This is a genomic window from Paenibacillus fonticola DSM 21315, assembly GCF_000381905.1.
Taxonomy (GTDB): Bacteria; Bacillota; Bacilli; order Paenibacillales; family Paenibacillaceae; genus Fontibacillus; species Fontibacillus fonticola.
Map to the genome: position 1 here is coordinate 1 of NZ_KB907259.1, position 19,529 is coordinate 19,529.

Below are 19,529 nucleotides of genomic sequence, written 5' to 3' on the forward strand. Positions count from 1 at the left end.
AAAGAATCAAGGGCATCGGGTGGAATACTGTCGACTAGATGGTGGATCGAAAAAGCAATGTCATTTTCTTGTAATTTAACTTCTAAATCTAGCGGCAAAACCAATTGATTCATGTTATAATCTTTAAACATAAGGACACTTCTTTCTGATTGGATTTTGTGTGGTAACTTAATTTTATCAGAAGGTGTCCTTTTTTACGTCAAAAATAATAAAAGCCGGTAAACTTTTACTCATCGTAAAAGCTTGCCGGCTATTTTTCGTTAGCGGAGGGTTTTGTCCCAGCCTCCATGATTTGTATCAACTTTTAATAAGACGTTGTTCATCTGAATGATAAGCTATTGAAGGCTCCACTCAGATATATAAATACGTGTGGTTCCACCATAGGTGACGGCAAGCTTCGCAGCTCCCAGCGCGTGGTGCTTCGTTGCAAGCTATCAATCCGATTTGCGCAACAAACGGCTTCCCCGGCAGCAGGCGTCCCGCTGTAAGGTTGGCACGAGGTGCAGTCAATCCGGCGTGTCCAGCGTAAGATGCATCTCCCCGTGCAGAGCGCGGCATGATTCAGCCGTTAACTGCAGCAAGTGCCGGCCAGCCGTGAGCGGGATGCCTTCCGCGAGGTACCGCAGCGATCCGGCTTTATCCTCTGCCGGTTTAAGGCAGATCGGCCCCGGAAGGTACTGGCCGTCTACATTTAACCTGAGCATCGGAGTATCGCCCGGATTAACGATGGCAGCGAGCTTCAGCGTATACAGGCCGCTCTGCTGGACGAAAATATCCAGCGGCCCTTCGGGAGCCAAGCAGCATTCACCAAGGGCACCAGGTACAATATACGGATCGAAAGCCCCTTCCTCTCGTGATTTCGTTTCCAGTTCTGTAGTATGTGGTTGTGTCACTGTCTTGCCTCCATAATAGCTTCAGGCGGTCCAAGCAAGCTTAGCTTCTGCCCGCCTGTATTGATGACGATTTTTTGCCGGACAACTGTGGGATCGGCCATCCAAATCCGCAGTGCACGGCAAGCAATTGGTAAATAATTTCATTGGGAAGAGGTTAAAGCTTGAGTAAACTAGATTACACCCCGGAGTAAGCCATGAATCCTCCATCCACTGGTATAACAGTGCCGGTAACGAATCCCGAAGTATCCGCATCGGCAAGCCAGAGCAGCGTACCCAGCAGGTCTTCAGGTACGCCGAAGCGGCGCATCGGCGTATGGGTAATGATTTTGTGCGAACGCTCGGTTAGCGATCCATCCGCATTTTTCAGCAGGTTGCGGTTTTGTTCTGTCAGGAAGAAGCCAGGCGCAATTGCATTGACACGAATACCGGATTCCGCCAAATGTACGGCAAGCCACTGGGTAAAGTTGTTGATGGCCGCTTTGGCCGCGCTATAGGCGGGTACTTTGGTCATCGGGCAAGGCGCGCTCATCGAGGAGATGTTCAATACGACTGCTCCTGGCCGCCCAATCATTTCCTTGCTGAAAATTTGCGTCGGGATCAGCGTGCCAACGAAATTCAAATCAAAGACCGTTCTTACGCCGGCAATACTTAAATCGAAAAAAGTAGTAATATCTTTGTTCGCTAGATCCGCTGGATTGAACGTTTCGTTCGTCGTATTCGCACTGGGCTGATTTCCGCCCGCACCGTTGATCAAAATGTCGCAAGGGCCGAAGCGTTCCCGGACCGTTTGTTCCGCCGCCCGGACGCTGGCTTCATCCGTTACGTCACAGGCTACAGCGATCGCTTCGCCGCCGCTTTGTGCAATCGCTGCGGCAACTTCTTCGCCCTTCTCCTTTGTCCGGTTCAAAATGGCAACTTTGACGCCCTGCCGGGTGAGCTCTAGCGCCATCGCCCGGCAAAGTACGCCGGAACCTCCAGTGATCACCGCTGTTTTTCCTTCGAGAGAAGGATGCTTAGGCAGGTGTGACATCTTATTTCCCCTCCCCTGAGGCTGCGCCTGCGGATGACTTCTTCTGTGAAGAGAAAGCATCCCATAGCCCCCATAAGTACATGATGCCAAGGGCACGGTCATAAAGGCCGTATCCTGGACGGCATTGCTCGCCCCAAATATGTCTTCCATGGTCCGGACGGCAGTAACCGGTGAAGTCGGTGTCATGGTATGCTTCCACAACGCCGGTAATATCGACTGTACCGTCAGAGGTTTTATGGGAGGTTTCGATGAAATCTCCGTTGTCCATGACGCGAACGTTGCGAATATGAGTGAACGGAATGCGTCCGCGGAACTCATGAATCATAGAAATAATGTCATTGCTTGGTTTCGCCCCCAGCGAGCCGGTGCACAGCGTAATGCCGTTAGCCGGGCTGTCATGCAGGGACAGCAAACGCCGGAATCCAGGCTGATCGTTCAAAATCCGCGGCAGTCCAAAGATAGGGAATGGCGGATCGTCGGGATGAACTGCCATCAGGATGCCGTTCTTTTCGGCAGCTGGAATGATGGCGTCCAGGAAATATTTCAAGTTGTCCCAGAGATCTTCCTCTGTAACATTTTTATAAGCCTCAAACAGAGATGTTAAATGTGCAAGCCGCTCTGGCTCCCAGCCAGGCATCGTCAGATCGCTGTTCTGGTTAATGAGTTTTACCAGATCGAACGGATCCACACCGTGAATTTTGTCCTGCTCAAAAAACAGGGCGGTAGAGCCGTCTTCCAATTCCTTGAACAGATCGGTTCTTGCCCAGTCGAACACAGGCATAAAATTGTAGCAAATAACCTTTACGCCTATTTTGGCCAGGTTTTCAATCGTCTCGATGTAATTTTTGATATATTGATCGCGCGTAGGGAGTCCAAGCTTAATATCCTCATGCACGTTAACGCTTTCAACGACTTCAGTATGCAAGCCATATTTCTTCGCTAAATCGTGGACTTCCGTAATTTTATCCAACGGCCATACTTCACCGGCAGGCACATCATGCAGTGCCCACACGATGCCCTCTGTTCCCGGGATTTGTTTAATTTGATCCAGCGTAACTGTGTCATTGTTCTCGCCGAACCAGCGAAATACCATACGCATGCCTTCACCGCCTAATTGAATTAGTAATTAATTTGTTGGTTGTTTGAAATAATCAGGAAACTTTTTCTGCAGCAAGCCCAAATTATATATGCTGAGGGCGAGATGCTTCTCCATCAAACGATCGGCCAAGGCTTCATCCTTCTGGCAGATCGCTTCGTACATATCACGATGCTGTTCGAATAAATGTTCCCAACGGGGTTCCGTTCTCATCCACAATATCCGGCTGCGATTCAAATGGGCATTCATTTGTTGAATTACCGTCCATGTTCCCAGCTTGTTTACACCCTCGAACAAAATCCGGTGAAATTGTTCGTCGAGCTCAAACATCGCCATTCCATCATGCTGCAGAAAAGATTCCTGCTGGAGGGATAAGTTGCTTTTCAGTTCGTCCAGCCGCTCTGGCGAAAATTGCTTACAGGCTAGCCGTATAACCGCTCGCTCCAACTGCTCGCGCATAAACTGGGCTTCCAGGACGAGATCCGGGTCAATTAGAGAGACTCGTGTACCGCGTTGAGGAAGAACAAGCACCAGCCCTTCTTGTGCGAGCCGGACGAAGCTTTCCCTTACGGGGGTACGGCTGACATTGAAAGTGATCGACATTTCCTTCTCGGACAATGCGGTGCCTGGAGGGAGCTCCATATTGACGATTTGCTTTTTTAATTGGTAGTACACCGTATTCCCAGCCGATTCTTGCATGGGAGCATGTATTCCTCTCAATCGATCACCTCCTTACTCCTTCCATACTACCACACTTGTATGGTAGTATGGAACTGAATATTTAGCAACAAATAATAGCTAATAATATGAACGATAATATGAATCTTGGGAGGACGGAGCATGAAGCATTTTAACACGGAAAATTTATTGCTAACAAATGAGAGCGCCAGAAAACTTTATCATGAGTATGCAGCAGCCATGCCTGTTTATGATTATCACAATCATTTGAATGCCGGGGATATCGCGGCGAACAAGCAATTCCGTAATCTGACCGAGCTGTGGCTCGAAGGGGATCATTACAAATGGCGCGCTATGCGCTGGCTGGGCATTGACGAATCGCTGATTACGGGAAATGCGGGCGATCAGGACAAATTTATGGCCTGGGCCCGGGCTGTGCCGCGCTTGGTCGGAAATCCGCTGTATCATTGGAGTCATCTGGAGCTGTCCCGGCATTTCGGGATTGAAGAGCGGCTCAGTGAAGACAATGCGGAGAGCGTATGGCACCGCTGTAATGAACAGCTGCAGGAGCGGTCGCTTCACGCCGCAGGAATATTGAACAAATTCGATGTCCGCGTCGCCTGTACAACAGACGATCCGGTTGATGATTTGGCTGCGCATTTGGAAATTCAGAATAATGACGAGATTATGACTGCCGTTCTACCGACCTTTAGACCGGATCGGGCATTAGATATTAACAGCTTGGCGTTCGCTGAATATGTGCAAAACCTGGGGGCAAAAGCCGGTGCTCCGGTTACGAAATACGCCGGGCTGCTTCAGGCATTGGAGAACAGGATGGACTACTTCCATGCTGCAGGCTGCCGATTGTCCGATCACGGATTTGGCGAATTCCCATTTGAGCATGCGACCGAACGGGAGGTAGAGAGCTTATTTGCTAAAGCTCTTCGTCATGAGAAGCTCACGCCTGCCGAGGAGGGCCAATATCGGACGTTCACCCTGCTGCGATTAGGGGAGATGTATCATGCCCGTGGCTGGACGATGCAGCTGCATATCGGTGCGGTACGGAACAGTAACACCCGCATGCTGGCGAAGCTCGGCAAGGATAGCGGCTACGATTCCATTCTCGATTATCACCTGGCAGCATCACTGAATGCATTCCTGAATGAGCTTGATACGGAGGATCGTCTGCCAAAGACGATTGTCTACAGTCTATATCCTTATCATTACGAGATGATCGCTACAGCGATTGGCAATTTCCAGTCTGGAGAAGAAGCGGGCAAGCTGCAGCTTGGCTCAGCCTGGTGGTTTCATGATCAGAAGGAAGGAATGCTTCAACAGCTAAAAGCGCTGTCCTCGATCGGGGTAATCAGCACCTTTGTCGGCATGTTGACGGATTCGCGCAGCTTTATGTCTTTCCCAAGGCACGAATATTTCCGCCGTGTGTTATGCCGTCTGTTCGGACAGTGGATAGAGGAAGGGGACCTGCCGGCAGATTACGATTACATTGGGCAAATCGTGCAGGACATCTGCTTTAACAACGCTTCTCAATATTTCGGAATTCCAGGAAAAAAGCAACGTTAACAGATGTGCATACCGCCTGTGGACTTGTACTTCGTGCGCATTACTTCCTCTGCGCACGAACTGTGCGCCCGAAGCGGGGACGGGACATGCTTGGATAGCCGTCGCCTGGCCTAAAGCGGTGCGAAGGGCAGGCAATGGCAGCTTGCAGCTTTGCGGCCATATGAGGCAAGAGGGTTAATGTTTGTCCGGTGCAGTAGCTGAGCAGGCCTAAGGCAGCTACAGGCAGCTTACAGGGGGGCTTACACGCGGCATAACAAAATCTCTCCGCTAGCAGCATTGCGAAGCGCCTCGCGGCTGCTTAATTAGCGGAGAGATTTTGACCTTCAATATTAGGAACGCTCCAATTTCTGAGGATCAAACTGCTGCATAATATTTTCGGGACCCGAGGCGATTTCTCCATCCCAATCCAGCATGCCCCCAGCGTAATTGTGCACCTCTCGAAAGCCGAGCTGCTGGAAGTATTTCGCTACATTAAAGCTTCGCTGTCCGCTGCGGCATACGAAGACGTATGCTCTGCTCTTGTCGAGCTCGTTCATGTAGTTAGGGATTTCGCCCATCGGAATGAGCGGCACACCCGGGATGTGCGCTTCATTGTATTCCTCCGGTTCTCTGACATCAATGATGATCGTCCGGTCATTCGTGTCCTCTAAAATACTGGCTAGTTCAACGGTGTCTAAATGAGACACGCCATCGATATATCTGCTTATGGCAGAGCACCCCGCTTCTATAATTCATTTTTGCACTTTATGTTGTTAAGAAAATATATCCATACTTAAATATCGTTCTCCCGTGTCCGGGGCAATGCACAGAATCCGCTTGCCTGCTCCAAGCTTGCGGGCATATTGAATTGCCGTCCAGACCGATGCTCCGGCGGAAGGGCCGACGAGAATCCCTTCCCGTGCTGCCAAGCTCCGGGTTGTTTCCAGAGCGTCCTCATCGGCCACCTGTGTGATTTCATCGTAGACGCTTGTATTGAGTATCGGGGGAATGAAGCCGGGACTTGTGCCGACAAGCTTGTGCGGACCCGGCACGCCACCAGAGAGGACGGGAGATCCCTCCGGTTCGACGACAATGATGCGTATGCCCGGGAGGTGTTCCTTCAAATACTCGCCTGTTCCTGTAATCGTGCCGCCTGTCCCCGAAGTGGCGACGAACATATCGAGGCGGCCGTCCATTTGCTGTACAATTTCTGGACCTGTCGTCAGACGGTGAACGCTCGGGTTGGCTTCATTCTCAAACTGCTGCGGCATGAAGCTGTCCGGGATTTCTGCAAGCAGCTGCTTCGCCTTCTCGATGGCGCCCGGCATCCGTTTGGCCGAAGGAGTCAGCACAACCTCTGCGCCGTAAGCTTTCAATATATTGATTCTTTCCTTGGTCATATTGTCCGGCATGACGAGAATGGCCCGATAGCCTTTGGCAGCTGCCGTCATGGCCAGCCCAATACCTGTATTTCCGCTCGTCGGCTCGATAATTGTCGATCCAAGCTTTAATAAACCAGCTCTTTCCGCCTCGTAAATCATATGAGATGCTGCGCGGTCTTTGACGCTGCCGCTTGGATTGAAATATTCCAGCTTCACATAAACCTCGGCATCCTGCGGGCCAACGAGGCGGTTTAGTTTAACTGCCGGGGTATTGCCGACAAGCTCAACAATGCTGTTCACTACTTTTCGGAACATGGGGTGCATCACCTTTCAACGAGCCATGTATGTTTATCTATTTTATCGGTAAAATCGTGCACTTTCAAGTTTGGAGCGGCTCGGCCCGAAACGCCTAAGTCGTGATTTACCAAGAGGATAACTCCGTCCGTTTCCAAGTATCTTTGGCTACGCAGACGTATATATAATTTTCATCCCAAGCGATATCCCCTTTGTTGCCTGGCGCTTTGGAGGAAGCAGGAGTTTTCGATTCGCGGATCGCGATGCTGTCCCCGTTCACATCCAGCTTACTCATCGGCTTGTTCGTTCCTACGCCGACATTTCCGTCGCTCCGCTTAACGAACAGAGCGCTGTCGAGCGCCTCCCCTTGGTCGGAGTAACGAATTACGTTGAAATCTCCGCCTTCATTGTTCCCTGCAAGCCCAGAGTCGTCAGCCCGTAAACTCCACAGCGGGGTGGTCGCATTATTTTCTCCGGTGTTCGCAAATTGTATATCCCGGTTGCCTTCGCCGGCCACCCGCAAAATCCCGTCCATTACATTGAAATTGGAGGAATGGGTCCGTATTTCCGAAACATCGGTATCGTAAGGAATCTCAAAGCGGGTGAATAACTGATCCTTATGTTCTCCGTCCGGAGACATTGTCGTTTCGATCGAAATATGTTTATGGTCATGCTGCTCGGGATTGTTAGCCTTGTCATGAGAAACGATGGCCGTCTTGTCCATCCCTTTTTCATCAGCCCAGGAAATGGCCGGCTTAGCGCGCTCGGCTGTCCATTGCAGCCTGATCAAATCCGATAAATGCCCTTCACTTGCAATCCATTTCTGGTCGGTTGAGAGGTGAATGCGTTCATTGTGCGGGAAGGCGATGCCGCCGCCTGGCAGTTTTGATTCTTGAAATGAAACAGCGTCTGCTGCGGATGAATGTTGTTTAGGGGTGCTGCTGCTCTGGCAACCTCCTAAATAAGCTAGACTAAAACCTAAAACTAAGAGCTTGGCGATTTTTACTGTGTTCATACAGTATTCTCCTCTCATAATAAAATGATCATGCTCTCTATCCAATATTTCTCTCCGTCGGTAAGCTCCCGCTTTTTATATACGAGTATCGAAGCGGGTGAATAAAAGCTATAAAGATGATAATGATTTTAAAACGTTTCTAGCAATAGGCTTATAGATGGGGCAAGCATTTTCCGGATCTTGTAAACAAGGACGATATTAGGAAGAAAGAAGCAGGAGCAAAGGTTAGTGAGTTTCTAATCGAACAATGCAACTCAACTTTCAATAACTGCTAAATGTTTTAGAGCGTTGCTGTTTTCTGCTGCTTTGTTTTTCATCAGACATTTTTGGGACAAGCTTAGCATCTTTGGGAGGATTTAAACAAACGGCAGCTGAAATTAGGGAATGAAGTACTAGTTGGACCGGATCGAAGTATTACTATAAAAGTACTGTCCTTGTCAAGATGTGGACAAAGTTATCCACAGATTGTAGACTAACTATCTGAAAAAAGAATGAAAGCTTATGTACCAAGAGGTTGAACAATTTACGAAAAAGTGGATGTTTTTTTCTGAAAACTGTGGATAATGTGGATAGTTCGGTGGATAATTTGCATAACTTCGCAAAAAGACGGTTTTTAAAGGAAAAAAACGGCCTGAGAGGCCGTTATCGATAATCAGTTTAAGGTGGGTTTGTGGATAACCATGTGCATAACTGACTCTATTGTTAACGTGATGTAAAAAAATATTTTTTAAGATTCTGCCAGGGACTCCCATTCTTCATAGGCAGTTGTTAATTTTAGCTTGTGATCATCGATCAGAAGCTGTCGCTCTTGCACGGCGGTATAATCCTGATACACTTCGGGCAAGGCGAGCTCGGCCTCGATGGCGGCAATTTTATCCTCTACTTCCGCAATGATCTCCTCAAGCTGCTCCAACCGGCGTTGCCGCATTCTTTCTTCACGTTTAGCTTGTTTCTCTGCCTCAAAAGATGCAGCACCCGTCTTTGGAGCAGAAGCGTGAGCGTTGGATATAGCTGCAGGCCCCGTTGTGCCTGATTTGGAAACAGGTTTGCTTTCATTCTCCTTCGCCAGTTCTTCCAGCTCCTGCAGCTTAGCTAAGTAATCGTCATAATTCCCCAGGAAATGATGAGCTCCATCAGGATGCAGCTCGACAATGCGTTCGGCCATTTTATTGAGAAAATAACGGTCGTGTGAAATAAACAGCAGCGTTCCGTCATAATCGAGCAGCGCGGATTCAAGCACTTCTTTGCTAAACAGATCCAAATGGTTCGTCGGCTCATCCAGAATAAGGACGTTAGCTTTTTGCAGCATCAGCTTAGCGAGAGCTACCCGGGCCTTTTCTCCCCCGCTCAAGGCAGTGATTTTCTTCTGAACGTCATCCCCGGTAAACAGGAAATTGCCAAGCACTGTGCGAATTCGCGCTTCTTCCATATGCGGAAAGGCGCTCCATACTTCCTCCAGTACCGTATTGCGTGGGTTCAGATGAGTTTGTTCCTGGTCGTAATACCCGATTTTCACTTTAGTTCCCCAGCTGATGGAGCCAGAGGCCGCCTTAAGATCGCTGGTCAAAATCTTGAGCAAGGTCGATTTGCCGATTCCATTTGGCCCGATCAGGGCTACGGTCTCGCCCCGCTGTAAATCAAAGGACACGTTGCGAAACAGCGGTTCTTCTCCGGCGGCAAACGAGAACGCAAGCCCGTCTACCTGCAGCACATCCTTGCCTGTCATGTATTCTGCTTCGAACGAAAAGCTTGCCCGTTTAAGATCACCGGCCGGCCGATCCATAATCTCCATGCGCTCCAAAGCTTTGCGGCGGCTTTGCGCACGCTTGGTCGTGGAAGCACGAACGATGTTTCGCTGGATAAAAGATTCCATCCGGGCGATTTCGTCCTGCTGCTTTTCATACATTTTCATCTGACTTTCGTATTCGGCAGCCTTTAGCTCAATGTAGCGCGAATAATTTCCCGTATACCGCCTGGATTGATGGCGTTCAATTTCGACAATCGCCGTTACGAGGCGGTCGAGAAAATAACGGTCATGGGACACGATTAGCAGGGCCCCTGAATAATTGCGGAGATAATCTTCCAGCCAGGTTAACGTTTCGATGTCCAGATGGTTGGTCGGCTCGTCAAGCATAAGCAAATCTGGAGCTTGCAGCAAAATTCGTGCCAGAGCCAGCCGGGTTTTCTGTCCCCCGCTTAGGGTGGAAATGATCGTATCTGGCGAAAAGGAGCCGAACCCCATTCCATGCAGCACGCTGCGAATCCGCGTCTCCACCTCATAACCGCCGTTATCCTTGAACCAGTCCTGCTTATGAGCATATCGTTCAAGTAGATCCTCATATACGCTGTCGCTGCTGCCTCCCGCCAAGGCAGCAATTTCTTTCTCCATTGCGCGCAGCTCCCGCTCAGTGTCCAGCAGCGGAGCGAAGACGTCCAGCATTTCCGCCCAGATCGTTCGTTCCGATTGAAGCCCGCTGTTCTGGGCAAGATAGCCGATCGTTGTCTCTTTCGCCTTGAATATTTGCCCCTCATCATAAGACATTTCATTGGCTAAAATTTGCAGCAGCGTTGACTTGCCGGCACCATTGACCCCAACAAGGCCAATGCGGTCCCGATCTTGAACTTGCAGGCTAATGCCGGTAAGCACATCTGTAACACCATATCGTTTCGTAATATTAGTAGCTTGAAGCAGCATAACTTATTAATCCTCCATATCTATCGTCAGCATCTATCATCATCAGCAGCAAGGTCTTTTACTATCCATAGTGTACATGAATCTGTACCGTATTGCATCGTTCTATGTTTATGTCAATCCCCTTGTAAAAAAAGACGCAATAAAGTTATGAAAATGTGCGAATTCCTGCTGTTTTTTCAGAAATCGCTTTAGTTTTCATTTTGCTTCAACAATGATAAACTAGATAAAAACATAACTCTGTATATTGACACTATTTAATAGAACAATTCCGATTGACTTAATAGAACAATTCCGATTGACGGAGTATCTTGGTGAAGGCAGAAGGGCTAGGATGATGGATATTATCGCTGTTAAAAATACGCTTCGCCATACTATGAGGAATCAAAGGTCAGGCTTATCCGAGGCATCCCGGCGCAACCAGTCTGAAGCGGCGAGCTTGCTGGCTGAACACGAGGTACTTGCACCGCTGCGGCGCAAGCTGGGCAGACCGCTTACTGTATTCATTTATGCGTCATTTCAGGATGAGCCTGATACCAGCTATTTCATGGAGCAATGCTGGATGCAGAACGATCGGGTGTTGGTTCCTAGAATAGTAGGAGCGGGGCAATTTACGCTGCATGAATTGCATAAAACCAGTGACTTGCTGCCCGGAGCATGGGGAATTCCAGAGCCCGGAAAGCATACCAGCCTATGGCCCGAGGGCCGCTGGCAGGAAATTGATCTCGTTGTCGTGCCGGGACTCGCATTCGACAAGACTGGCGGACGGATCGGCTTCGGCGGCGGATATTACGATCGGTTTATGAGCAAGCTGAAGCTTTTGAAGAATAATGGCAGGGAGATGATCGTTGCTGCGATTGTTTTTCAAGAGCAAATATTGGCGCAGCGTATTCCGATGGAGCCCCATGATTTCAGGGTGGATCTTTTGTTTACGGCTGCTGGAACGATATATATAAGATGAAAGTAGTGAAACATTATGTCTTCGGAAACCCGTGGAGAGAAATTAACGCATTTTAATGAGCAAGGCAGAGCGCAAATGGTCGATATTTCGGGGAAGCAGGCTACGGTCCGGACAGCAGTTGCCGTCTGTACAGTGACGATGCTGCCAACTACACTTCAGGCGATCAAGGAAGGCAAGATCGGCAAGGGAGATGTGCTTGCTGTAGCCCAGATTGCCGGCATACAGGGGGCCAAGCGGACCTCCGATTGGATTCCGATGTGCCATCCCCTTCCGTTAACTGGTGTTAACCTCGAATTCACGGATAATGGAACTGATCAGTTGTATATCGAGGCTGCGGTTAGGACGGAAGGGAAGACGGGCGTAGAAATGGAGGCGCTGACAGCTGTATCTGCTGCAGCGCTGACCGTATACGATATGTGTAAAGCCTTACAAAAGGATATGATTATCGGTCCAACACTCCTTCGTTCCAAAACAGGAGGGAAAAGCGGGGACTACTCAGCATCGTTTTAATTGCAGCTATTGTTTACGTATTACTACTATATAAGTCGTCATTTTGCAGGAGAGAATTCAGACATTATAGACGGAGTTCCTAATTGGATGAGGAGGGTGACTTCATGGTTTGGAAAACAGCGATTCTGACGGCGAGCGATAAAGGCTCTAGGGGCGAACGCGAAGATACGAGTGCCCAGGTTATCCGGGAGCTAGTTGAGGAAGAACTGGGCGGTGAAATTGTCGAATACCGCATCGTTCCCGATGAGCCGGATGAAATTATCGCAGCGTTAATTGAAATGACAGATTATTTTCAGGCAGACCTTGTGATTACTACAGGAGGTACTGAATTAGCAATCAGGGATGTTACGCCTGAAGCAACCAGACGGGTTATCGAGCGGGAAGTTCCAGGGATGGCGGAAGCTATGCGTTACTCAGCTATGCAAAAAAATCCCGGGGCGATGCTGTTCCGCGGTATTGTCGGTATTCGCGGACGGACGCTAATCGTCAACTTGCCAGGCACCCCGAAAGGCGTACATGAAAATTTGGCCGCAATTATGGATCAGCTTCCTGAGGCGCTGCTGATGGTTACGGGTCAATTCCGCCTGTAGTTGAAATACCGGGCACGGTGTTGCTAAATCTGCCTTACAAAATACTGTTACTGTGACATTAGTTATGGTATGATGTGGGCGATAGAAATAACTGTGCAAAAGTATGTCAATGTACTTTTAGCTGCTCTATGGAAGGAGAACCAACATGAGTACAGGTGGATTGTTGTTGATCATCATTGCAGCGTTGCTTATATTTGGACCCAATAAACTGCCGGAGCTCGGTCGAGCTGTGGGCCGTACATTTCGCGAATTTAAGGAAGCGGCAGAAGGCGTTGTAGAAGATAAGCCCGAAGTGAGGATGGCAGAGTCCACTGAACCTGCGGCCCCCGCCCTGACGGAGGAGTCTTCGAAAGCGGAAGAAAGACGGCTGCCGGAGTAGTTTTCACAGGCAGATCCGTTCATGATAGATATTGAAACGTCCCTTCCTTTGGGAGGGATTTTGTTTGCAGACAGACGTTATTTATTTGATGGGGAGGACGGCAAATGGCCGAGGAGAGACAACAAAGTATAGTTGAACATCTAACGGAACTTCGCCGGCGGGTTTTTTGGATACTCTTCCTGTTTGTAATCGTGCTGGTCGCCTCTTTCTTCGTGGTAAAGCCGATTTACGACTATGTGACAGTCAATGCCATATCGGGAGTCCGCATTAATCTGAATGCTTTCTCATTTTGGGACGGCATCGGGGTATACATGAAAATAGCGATGCTGGTCGCTTTTGGCGTGGTGCTGCCATTTGCCCTTTATCAAATATGGGCGTTTGTCAGTCCGGGCTTGAAGCCGGCTGAACGCAAAGCTACGGTAAAATATATACCCTATGTGTTTCTATGCTTCATCATCGGTATTCTGTTCGGCTATTATGTGGTGTTCCCGCTTGCCATGACTTTTACCGGTGAAGTCAATAAGGAGCTTGGGCTTATCGAAACGTATGGCATGGCCGATTATTTCAATTTTCTATTTAACATTATCGTGCCGATTTCCCTGCTGTTTGAACTGCCTATTATCATTTTATTCCTTACGCAGCTAAGAATACTGAATCCGGGGCTGTTAAAAAAAATGCGGAGAGTCGCCTATTTTGCCCTGGTGGTTATATCTGTGATGGTTACGCCGGCGGATTTCCTTTCGGCTTTTCTCGTCCTCATTCCGCTCATTATATTGTATGAAATAAGTGTATTTCTGTCTTCGCGCGTATATCGTAAACTGGTTGCAGCAGATGCTGAGCGAGCGGCGAAATACCAATAAACAGACTTATCGGCCAACACACCTTTTTATGAGGTGTGTTTTCTAGTTATTAAAGCTGTTTTCTTCTTAGTGCAGAGCTATCTATTATGGAATATTTATGGAGTTATGGGGATATGATGAAAAGGGCTTATGACGGCATGGACATAAAAAATTGAAAAAAATGCAGCATGGAACTTGAAATCCGTATTCATTTTGAGTATCATATTAAGTGGTTGTTAGCACTGACGCATGTCGAGTGCTAATGAATAAGTTACACTATTAAATTTAAAAATCACATATTTAAAGGAGGACAATTTTCATGATCAAACCTTTAGGTGAGCGCGTATTGGTAGAACCGATTGAGCAAGAGGAAACAACTGCACTTGGCATCGTGCTGCCAGATACAGCCAAGGAGAAGCCACAGGAAGGCAAAGTCGTTGCTGTAGGCAGCGGAGCCTTGAAGGACGGCGTGCGCATTCCGTTGGAAGTGAAGGAAGGCGACCGCGTACTGTTCTCCAAATATGCCGGAACAGAAGTTAAATACGAAGGCAAAGAATACTTAATTATGAAAGAAAGCGATATCCACGGGATTGTGGGTTAAGTGTACATGAGCTTTATTTTTAAGGAATACAATGAACGAACAAATTATTCAGGGAGGTAATTGAATTATGGCAAAAGACATTAAATTTAATGAAGATGCCCGTCGTGCGATGCTTCGCGGAGTAGATGCTTTGGCAGATGCAGTAAAAGTAACTCTTGGTCCAAAAGGCCGCAACGTGGTGCTGGAGAAGAAATTCGGCAGCCCGCTTATTACGAATGACGGCGTAACGATTGCGAAGGAAATCGAGCTGGAAGATGCATTCGAGAACATGGGTGCTCAACTGGTTAAAGAAGTCGCCACCAAAACAAATGACGTCGCCGGTGACGGTACGACAACAGCAACTGTATTGGCTCAAGCGTTGATTCGCGAAGGCTTGAAGAACGTAACTGCAGGTGCAAGCCCAATCGGTCTGCGTAAAGGAATCGACAAAGCGGTTCGTACAGCGGTGGAAGAGCTGCAGAAGATTTCCAAAGCAATCGAAGGCAAGCAATCGATCGCTCAAGTTGCGGCGATTTCTGCTGGTGACGAAGAAGTTGGCGAACTGATCGCTGAAGCAATGGAAAAGGTCGGCAAAGATGGTGTAATTACGGTTGAAGAATCCCGCGGCTTCTTGACTGAGCTTGAAGTTGTTGAAGGTATGCAGTTCGATCGCGGATACATTTCGCCATATATGATTACTGATACAGATAAGATGGAAGCGGTTCTGGAAAATCCGTATATCTTGATTACAGATAAGAAAATCAGCAGCACACAAGAGATTCTGCCTATTCTGGAGAAGATCGTACAGCAAAGCAGACCGCTGTTGATCATTGCTGAAGATATCGAAGGCGAAGCACAAGCGATGCTGATCCTCAACAAGCTGCGTGGTACGTTCAACGCAGTAGCGGTGAAAGCGCCAGGCTTTGGTGATCGCCGTGAAGCGATGCTGCAGGATATCGCTGCCCTGACAGGTGGTCAAGTGATTACGGAGAAATTGGGTCTTGACCTGAAGGGTACAGGCATCGAGCAGCTTGGTAATGCTCGCCAAGTTATCGTAACGAAAGAAAATACGACAATCGTCGACGGAAGCGGAGACAAAGGCGATATTACAGCTCGCGTCAACCAAATCCGTGTTCAACTGGAAGAAACAACTTCCGAGTTTGACAAAGAGAAGCTGCAAGAGCGTCTGGCTAAACTGGCAGGCGGCGTAGCTGTAGTTAAAGTCGGCGCAGCAACAGAAACTGAATTGAAAGAGCGCAAGCTGCGTATTGAGGACGCCCTGAATGCGACTCGTGCAGCAGTGGAAGAAGGTATCGTATCCGGTGGCGGCGTAGCCCTCGTTAACGTATACAATGCTGTAGCTGCGCTTGCAGTGGAAGGCGACGAGAAAACTGGCGTGAGCATCGTATTGCGTGCTCTGGAAGAGCCAATTCGTACGATTTCCGCGAACGCAGGCGAAGAAGGCTCTGTCATCGTTGAGCGCCTGAAGAAAGAACAACCAGGCATCGGCTTCAACGCTGCTACTGGCGAATGGGTGAACATGATCGAAGCAGGTATCGTTGACCCTGCGAAGGTTACTCGCTCTGCTCTGCAAAATGCAGCATCCGTTGCAGGATTGTTCCTGACTACCGAAGTGGTAATCGCGGACAAACCAGAGCCAGAAAAACCAGCTATGCCAGATATGGGTGGAATGGGCGGCATGATGTAAGACTGACAAGGCTTCCGAGTCTTTCAGCTTAATCATCTAGCTTCTAAAATTGAGGTTATTTTAACTTCAAGCTGTGAAGCAGTCACTGTTATAAATTATAAATGAAGCAATGACCACTTCTTAATAATTTTATTAAGGAGTGGTTTTTTGTATTTTTGATATTTGCTTTTCAAGATTTTCTGGATGATCATAAGTTTAAGATAGAATACAACTAGAGTGAACATTAAGAATTACCAAATCATGCTTGAAATATAGTGAGTTATATCCTAACAACAACCTGGGATTGGTCGGGAAGTGTAACAAATATACACCATATAAGACCTCGTAACTTAGGTGGAACCAATGCTTTTGATAATCTAATCCCGATCTCAACTGTGCTCCATCAAACCGTGGTTACTCCTTGGTTTGTTGCATATTAATCTGATAAACTGACTTCAGTGCTACGATTTTGATATTAGCCTATGGAGTCAGTTTTTTTTGAAAGGATGATACAGATGTTACAGAAACTAATTGTTCAATTAAAAAAACGGCAAGAAATGCATGGGGGCTGTGATGAAATCATTATAAGCGGAGGTGATATTGTGAATGCTTGTAGTCATTTCAACCCTCCAGCTATCGATGAAGAGATTCAGAAACTAACAATTCATTTTTCATCTGAATTTCCATACGATTATATCCAATTTCTAAAATGCTGTAACGGTGCTTCATTATTCGAGAACCCTCAATATGGTGGCGAAAACATCATATATTCAATCGATGACGTCATTCTTTATAATGATACTACTTACCAACTCGATAAGATCGTTGTTGCAAATATAGTCGATGATCGGATTGTAATTGATTTGAGTCGATGGCGAAACGGCGAAGAACATTATTTACTGCTCTGTGAGAGCATGAATCCTGTTGACTTAGCAAGCAGTTTTTATTGTAACTTTGAAACCTGGTTAGAGCGATTTATAATTGCACAGGGATCTAAATTCTGGTATTGGAAAACAGGCAGAGAATAAAATAAATACTTAAGCTATTTAGCGTAGCGGTCTAATTTGGTTTCCTTCGGAATCTACAAACTTGACCTCTAATTTTCCGTCAAGACCATAGAATTGTTCGATAGCCTCATAAATCATGATTTTATGTGGTGCTTTGTAATCATAACAGAAGCCGCAGCAACGAGGTCTCTTCCCGCATACATAAACCAACAATAGAACAATCTCATGCCCACAATTTGCCCACAAACTCTACCCACACATCATACTCACACGGATTTATCGAACTAATTTTCTAGGAATGAAATGCTCCCAAGAGGGAGCCCTTTTATATTAAATCACATAAAAAATCACATTTCCGGCAATACAACTTAAGGTTGTTCTTCTTCATGGCGATCAAATTTGATATGTAGTATTTCTATTTTTTTTGAATAGTAGAAACTGCTAAAAGTATTGTGTCGGTAGTTCCACCATCGATATTCTCAATCGAGAATAACGCAGTTGGTAAGCCACGCATAGTTATAAAATCACCCTCAAGTATATCACCAGTTGAATTTGAGTAAATACCAAAAATGGAATTATCGTTGTCATCTATAATACGAATTTCTGCTGTAATTCCTGAATCAGGATCTTCTACTTCCTTAATCTGTACAACGTGTCCGCTAACCTCCACCATTGTATCTAAATACCGAGAGATGTTTTTAAAAAGATGACTTGTTGTAATTTCAGAGTTTACTTGTTTATCAGTTGTTTTTTTCGTTTCGGCGGTAACAGCAGGAAAAAGTTCAGGATAGTCAAATAGGTAGATAATTGTTTTATGATCCATACTTTCCCCAGAATATAACTTGGTAATTGCCTCCATTAGCAAAGCTGGGTATTCATTAATTTCGTGGTCATTATCAGCTGCCACTTCCGCTTCGGTTGCAAATTGTTTTGTAGTAGCATTGTTAGATTGTTCGGCAATCTTTCCGTTATCATTTCCACAAGCCGTGATGATTACTACGGCAGTAAAAATGAATGCTGCTAGTTTTAGGCATTTCAATTATATTCATTCTCTTTCATGTTCCTCATCGGCTGAGGTATTTGCTCACTTCTTCTCGTCTTCTTTTATCTTTTTTGAGTTGTAATCCACAATTACTTCTTTCGACAAATAGGAAGTGTTTCCTCGAGAACGAAGTTCGGTTAATTTCATACGATGTTGAGGTATGAACCGCAATATGCTAATAAAAATAGAAACAAGGAGGCTGCGCCACAGCCTTCCCGGTACAACACCTGGGTGGAATACCTCCAAGAATAAGCTTGAAAATAACCCGTACCTTGGCGCTAACCTGGGCGGGTTATTTTTGTTTATTCAGGTATGTGATATAAAATTGTTTTTGTCGTCATTTATGTATTGTTAGCTATCATTATAATTAATTTGCTGTTATAAAAGATCCATGTGTGAAAGTGAAGTGTAAGCCGAAAGAAGACGTTTTTTTAAAAGTGTCTTCTTTCGGGTTTTGTCATTAAGTATATGTATTTATCAAACAGATTTCTTCATTAAATTAGTTATGTAAGCTCTGTAGCGTTGTTATGCTCTTGGTCCTGTTCCTGCTGTCTTTCCGTATCTTCTTTTTCTTCCCTTCGGAAGCTTTTCCCAATGGCGAACAGAGGCCCGATTAAAATGATGCCGAATTTAGCAATTTGAAATATTGCTCCGGCTGCACCTGGTTCTTCATCAGAAACGGTTTGTCCGCGTTTTCCGGTAAATTCGCCGATCGTCAAACTGACTGTATAACCAACGATTCCATCATACCCGGTCGATTCCATTAGAAACTCATTCAATAATTCATTAGCCACTGATTTTAAGGTTGGGTCATCAGCTGCAATATACTCCATTTGAACGAGTTCCTGCTGAAAATCTCTTTTTAATAGCTCCATCCCTGTAAATAGATGGGCGGCACAAGCTACTACGCTCATACATATGGCCAGTATGAATGCTTGACCTTTCTTTTCTGCGACCATATTAACACAGAAAAAGATGATTAGGGTGAGCAGAAGCGGGAAAATTGGAATGATATCTCTCCAATTGTAAGTGACCCATGCATAGGCGGCACTGCTCAAAATAAGGATTGCTAAAGCGATGATACTACTGACTGTTTTCTTCAAGAAAAATAACCTCATTTCATTTTTATTTACTATTTATATATCGGATTTTAAATTTCAAATTATAGAATGATTATCAAATTAATAGAAGAAAATATAGTTTATTACCGAAGCCGCTTCATAAAACTTAAAAGGGATTCTATTGACAAAGCCAAGGAATCGTGTTAAATTTATCTCGGATTAAAGATACTTGA

21 protein-coding genes are annotated in these 19,529 nt (G+C 46.6%); 10 read left to right on the forward strand and 11 right to left on the reverse strand.

All coding sequences use genetic code 11. The features are described from left to right. Positions 1–506: 506 nt before the first annotated feature. The 5 genes from G358_RS0115565 to G358_RS0115580 are packed head-to-tail and all read right to left on the reverse strand — an operon-like array spanning position 507 to position 3,718. On the reverse strand, positions 507–893 hold the full coding sequence (locus G358_RS0115565; protein WP_019638163.1) for a hypothetical protein: 387 nt from the start codon (positions 891–893) through the stop codon (positions 507–509). Continuing rightward, a complete protein-coding gene (locus G358_RS33495; protein WP_420836065.1) occupies positions 890–1,021 on the reverse strand; it encodes a hypothetical protein in 132 nt (43 codons plus the stop codon). Before G358_RS33495 ends, G358_RS0115565 begins: the two co-directional genes overlap by 4 nt. Positions 1,022–1,068: 47 nt before the next feature. Further along, positions 1,069–1,923, reverse strand: coding sequence for an SDR family oxidoreductase (locus G358_RS0115570; protein WP_019638164.1), 855 nt, complete (start codon positions 1,921–1,923; stop codon positions 1,069–1,071). A 1-nt stretch (position 1,924) separates the two neighbouring features. Further along, positions 1,925–3,022 (reverse strand): mannonate dehydratase, encoded by a 1,098-nt coding sequence (gene uxuA / locus G358_RS0115575; RefSeq protein ID WP_019638165.1) that lies wholly within the window; start codon positions 3,020–3,022, stop codon positions 1,925–1,927. A 27-nt stretch (positions 3,023–3,049) separates the two neighbouring features. Beyond that, a complete protein-coding gene (locus G358_RS0115580; RefSeq protein ID WP_033404122.1) occupies positions 3,050–3,718 on the reverse strand; it encodes a GntR family transcriptional regulator in 669 nt (222 codons plus the stop codon). Positions 3,719–3,859: 141 nt separating this feature from the next. Here G358_RS0115580 and uxaC point away from each other — a divergent pair, with 141 nt between their 5' ends. After that, positions 3,860–5,278: a glucuronate isomerase gene (gene uxaC, locus G358_RS0115585; protein WP_019638167.1), complete on the forward strand. Its 1,419-nt coding sequence runs from the start codon at positions 3,860–3,862 to the stop codon at positions 5,276–5,278. A 329-nt stretch (positions 5,279–5,607) separates the two neighbouring features. Here the strand turns inward: uxaC and G358_RS0115590 are convergent, their stop codons facing one another. The 4 genes from G358_RS0115590 to abc-f form a co-directional block, all read right to left on the reverse strand. Continuing rightward, positions 5,608–5,964, reverse strand: coding sequence for a rhodanese-like domain-containing protein (locus tag G358_RS0115590; RefSeq protein ID WP_019638168.1), 357 nt, complete (start codon positions 5,962–5,964; stop codon positions 5,608–5,610). Positions 5,965–6,030: 66 nt separating this feature from the next. Beyond that, positions 6,031–6,954: a cysteine synthase A gene (gene cysK, locus G358_RS0115595; RefSeq protein ID WP_019638169.1), complete on the reverse strand. Its 924-nt coding sequence runs from the start codon at positions 6,952–6,954 to the stop codon at positions 6,031–6,033. 106 nt (positions 6,955–7,060) lie between these two features. Continuing rightward, the gene (locus G358_RS0115600) at positions 7,061–7,948 is read right to left on the reverse strand and encodes a hypothetical protein (RefSeq protein WP_019638170.1); all 888 of its coding nucleotides are present in this window, start codon (positions 7,946–7,948) and stop codon (positions 7,061–7,063) included. Positions 7,949–8,675: 727 nt separating this feature from the next. Next, positions 8,676–10,643, reverse strand: coding sequence for a ribosomal protection-like ABC-F family protein (gene abc-f, locus G358_RS0115605; RefSeq protein WP_019638171.1), 1,968 nt, complete (start codon positions 10,641–10,643; stop codon positions 8,676–8,678). A 331-nt stretch (positions 10,644–10,974) separates the two neighbouring features. On the opposite strand from abc-f, the gene G358_RS0115610 reads away from it, so the two are divergent. The 9 genes from G358_RS0115610 to G358_RS30275 all read left to right on the forward strand — a co-directional run bounded on the left by G358_RS0115610 (position 10,975) and on the right by G358_RS30275 (position 17,214). Next, on the forward strand, positions 10,975–11,601 hold the full coding sequence (locus G358_RS0115610) for a 5-formyltetrahydrofolate cyclo-ligase (RefSeq protein ID WP_019638172.1): 627 nt from the start codon (positions 10,975–10,977) through the stop codon (positions 11,599–11,601). 15 nt (positions 11,602–11,616) lie between these two features. Beyond that, complete coding sequence (gene moaC / locus G358_RS0115615) at positions 11,617–12,111, forward strand: cyclic pyranopterin monophosphate synthase MoaC (RefSeq protein WP_019638173.1); 495 nt, start codon at positions 11,617–11,619, stop codon at positions 12,109–12,111. Positions 12,112–12,215: 104 nt separating this feature from the next. Continuing rightward, positions 12,216–12,701, forward strand: coding sequence for a MogA/MoaB family molybdenum cofactor biosynthesis protein (locus G358_RS0115620; RefSeq protein WP_019638174.1), 486 nt, complete (start codon positions 12,216–12,218; stop codon positions 12,699–12,701). Positions 12,702–12,846: 145 nt separating this feature from the next. Next, positions 12,847–13,080 carry a twin-arginine translocase TatA/TatE family subunit gene (locus tag G358_RS0115625; protein ID WP_019638175.1) on the forward strand — a complete coding sequence of 78 codons (234 nt, stop codon included), beginning with the start codon at positions 12,847–12,849 and terminating at the stop codon, positions 13,078–13,080. 104 nt (positions 13,081–13,184) lie between these two features. Further along, positions 13,185–13,940: a twin-arginine translocase subunit TatC gene (gene tatC / locus G358_RS0115630; protein ID WP_019638176.1), complete on the forward strand. Its 756-nt coding sequence runs from the start codon at positions 13,185–13,187 to the stop codon at positions 13,938–13,940. A 298-nt stretch (positions 13,941–14,238) separates the two neighbouring features. Next, the gene (gene groES, locus G358_RS0115635) at positions 14,239–14,520 is read left to right on the forward strand and encodes a co-chaperone GroES (RefSeq protein WP_019638177.1); all 282 of its coding nucleotides are present in this window, start codon (positions 14,239–14,241) and stop codon (positions 14,518–14,520) included. A gap of 67 nt (positions 14,521–14,587) precedes the next feature. Further along, the gene (groL, locus tag G358_RS0115640) at positions 14,588–16,207 is read left to right on the forward strand and encodes a chaperonin GroEL (RefSeq protein ID WP_019638178.1); all 1,620 of its coding nucleotides are present in this window, start codon (positions 14,588–14,590) and stop codon (positions 16,205–16,207) included. Positions 16,208–16,461: 254 nt separating this feature from the next. Further along, a complete protein-coding gene (locus G358_RS34575; RefSeq protein ID WP_169447441.1) occupies positions 16,462–16,626 on the forward strand; it encodes an HNH endonuclease in 165 nt (54 codons plus the stop codon). 75 nt (positions 16,627–16,701) lie between these two features. Next, entirely contained in the window at positions 16,702–17,214 is a 513-nt protein-coding gene (locus tag G358_RS30275) for an SMI1/KNR4 family protein (RefSeq protein ID WP_019638179.1), read from the forward strand. A 394-nt stretch (positions 17,215–17,608) separates the two neighbouring features. Here the strand turns inward: G358_RS30275 and G358_RS0115650 are convergent, their stop codons facing one another. Further along, positions 17,609–18,232, reverse strand: a complete 624-nt coding sequence (locus G358_RS0115650; RefSeq protein WP_019638180.1) for a hypothetical protein — start codon at positions 18,230–18,232, stop codon at positions 17,609–17,611. 506 nt (positions 18,233–18,738) lie between these two features. Beyond that, on the reverse strand, positions 18,739–19,338 hold the full coding sequence (locus G358_RS0115655) for a hypothetical protein (protein ID WP_019638181.1): 600 nt from the start codon (positions 19,336–19,338) through the stop codon (positions 18,739–18,741). Positions 19,339–19,529: the final 191 nt, after the last annotated feature.